The sequence below is a fragment of the Acinetobacter lwoffii genome (genome assembly GCF_022809915.1).
Lineage (GTDB): Bacteria > Pseudomonadota > Gammaproteobacteria > Pseudomonadales > Moraxellaceae > Acinetobacter > Acinetobacter lwoffii_M.
On sequence record NZ_JALGQY010000071.1, the window covers coordinates 1 to 2,390 of the forward strand.

Genomic DNA, 2,390 nt, shown 5'->3' on the forward strand with positions numbered 1-2,390 from the left:
ATACATATAGCACCTTGAATGCATATTCAAGTGCGCTTATGTTAGGGATGGTTTCCCAGGATGATGGTATTGGATTATGAGCGTTACTGAAACACTAGATAGTAAAATCAAGGCACAGGAAGAAAAGCTAAAGCAGTTAAAGGCTCAAAGACAGGCAGCACTGGCAAGAGAACGTGCCAAAGAGAAAGAACAGGCTCGAAAGGATGATACCAGACGCAAGATTTTAATTGGATCCTGCATGCTAAAAATCACCGAAGATGATGAACAGGCCAGAGCAAAACTGATTGCTCAGATGGATAAATATTTAATGGATGAAAGAGATCGTAAGCTGTTTGATCTGCCCGCATTTAATTATTAATTTTTTGAAAAGATACATAGGAATTTGAAATGAGATTGCTAATTGCTTTAATTTTTCCCTGGCTGCTGTTTTTCACCATAGGGCGACCATTTGCAGGCATCATTTGTTTGCTACTTCAGATTACAGTTTTAGGTTGGATCCCGGCTGCCATCTGGGCGGTCTATGCTTTGTCGCAATACAAGACTGATCAGAAAATTAAAAGAACAATTCGCTCATCATAAATAGTGTAATTGTGTGATTTTTAGATCTGATTGATTTTGTGATTTCCATCACACTTATCCATGAGCGAATGATCAGATTGTGAAGATTATTTGAGCAATAAGTGATTTAATAAATCTTATAACAATAATTATAAAACTCCAGAGGTAAAGAAATTAATCCTCTAATTCTTAGTTAAAAAAATAATTAAAACAAGAATTAGAGGATTTCATTTTTTATCGAATTCACTCTATTTTTTGCCACAAAGCTCCTATCCAATAAGGGTATGGGGCTACTTTTTTTGACTTCGCATAAGAGATCTTATGTTAAATATGAATTTTATTTATAGACATTAATAAGATTCATATAATTGTTTTAGCTTTGAAAACTAAAGATTTTCATCTTTAGTTTATGGGATTGATAATTGTGCATAGTTAAGGAAATAATCGAGTAGAATAGTTCGTTTTTATGGTTGAGATAGTAAATGATTAGGGAGGAAAAAGATCAAGAAAGTTGGAAAAACTTTAATCTTGATGACATTAAAAATACTCCTCTAGAAAAATTTCATCCATTTGAAGAATCAATGATTTTAAAGGCTGGTGATACTGAAGAAGAAGCTTTAGAGATTGTTTCTAAAGAATTTGAACTAGTTGATGGGATCGATTCAAGAAAAATTCTTCTTAATGCTATTCAAAGTTGGGCGATTGTTTCGATAGATAACTTGAGGCACGTAGTCGAGAAAAGAAGAGATGCTAGAGAACGATTTTCGAAATTAGCTCACCTTACATTATTGAATCCATTTGAAGTATGGAAAATTAAATATTCTGATGGAGGATTTAGACTTGCTTTTATTGGAATATTTGCTGGTTCCAAAAACCATATTCTGCTGATTTTAAAAATAGATGTGAATAATAACGTTCTTTGGAATTTTATGCAGTGTGAGTTAAAAAAGCTCAACAAGCATAGGCTAGGTGAATTACTTTATAAGAAATAAAAAAAAGGCGAGCTAACTGTTAGTTGCCCGCCTTCCGTCTCTCTTAAGGTCTCACACGACACTAATATCCAAGTATTAATGGTGTTCCTACGCAAATTATAGCTCTTGGAAGCAATTTGTTTCGCGCTTAAAAGAGACATCTAAATCGATTAGATAATGATAACATATTATCATAGAGTGCAGCAATAACATCAATTTTTGACCAAACAAAGATGCGTGAAATATTATTCTTCACTTTTGATAAATCAATTGCTTAAAGATAGTGATGATTGATTTTTGCTAAGTTGAAACCAAGCAAATACAAAGAAATTGAATAAAGTTTAGATAATAAAAAACCCCGGCATCCTGCCGGGGTTTTTTATTGTCGCTGATTGTGCTGTTGTACCCTCTGGTCCATGTGCAATAACTTATAATTTTTGTTTTATGTTATGGAACTTCCTGTTCCTGATGAGTTCATCATAGGAAAGTTCCAGTATCCTAGATAGCCGCAAAGGGCCGAGATTCACGTAAGCCTGAGCGTACAAAATAGCCTAAATTTTATCCACAGCAATTGGGGATAGTTTCGCAACCTGGATCCGCATGGAATGGACACTTTCACTCAAATTGATCGTTTTTTAACCAATTTTACTGGCAAAATGTTACAGATTCGCTTAAAAACTCACCAACTTATTACAAAAGCAGATTTCTGCTGATTTATTGGTCATGACTAAATTTTTAAGTGATTGATTTTTAACTTAATATACAAATGTACTTCGTATAACGCCCATTATGTTAAATAGCATAAAAAGGGACCTCAGATTTGGGTCCCTTTTATCTAAATTATTTGTATGCTTGGATAGA

Annotated in this window: 3 protein-coding genes; all 3 read left to right on the plus strand. The window is 33.6% G+C overall.

Features of this window, described 5'->3' with window-relative positions; all coding sequences use genetic code 11:
• The first annotated feature begins 76 nt into the window (after positions 1 to 76).
• The 3 genes from MTX11_RS16370 (at position 77) to MTX11_RS16380 (ending at position 1,550) form a co-directional block, all read left to right on the plus strand.
• A complete protein-coding gene (locus tag MTX11_RS16370; RefSeq protein ID WP_243475604.1) occupies positions 77 to 358 on the plus strand; it encodes a mobilization protein in 282 nt (93 codons plus the stop codon).
• A gap of 29 nt (positions 359 to 387) precedes the next feature.
• A complete protein-coding gene (locus MTX11_RS16375) occupies positions 388 to 579 on the plus strand; it encodes a YqaE/Pmp3 family membrane protein (RefSeq protein ID WP_004728112.1) in 192 nt (63 codons plus the stop codon).
• Positions 580 to 1,040: 461 nt separating this feature from the next.
• Positions 1,041 to 1,550, plus strand: coding sequence for a PBECR2 nuclease fold domain-containing protein (locus MTX11_RS16380; RefSeq protein ID WP_180103981.1), 510 nt, complete (start codon positions 1,041 to 1,043; stop codon positions 1,548 to 1,550).
• The last annotated feature ends 840 nt before the right edge of the window (positions 1,551 to 2,390 follow it).

Coding starts and splice junctions, on each gene's coding strand:
- MTX11_RS16370 (WP_243475604.1), top strand. CDS start 77: ATGAGCGTTACTGAAACACTAGATAGTAAAATCAAGGCACAGGAAGAA.
- MTX11_RS16375 (WP_004728112.1), top strand. CDS start 388: ATGAGATTGCTAATTGCTTTAATTTTTCCCTGGCTGCTGTTTTTCACC.
- MTX11_RS16380 (WP_180103981.1), top strand. CDS start 1,041: ATGATTAGGGAGGAAAAAGATCAAGAAAGTTGGAAAAACTTTAATCTT.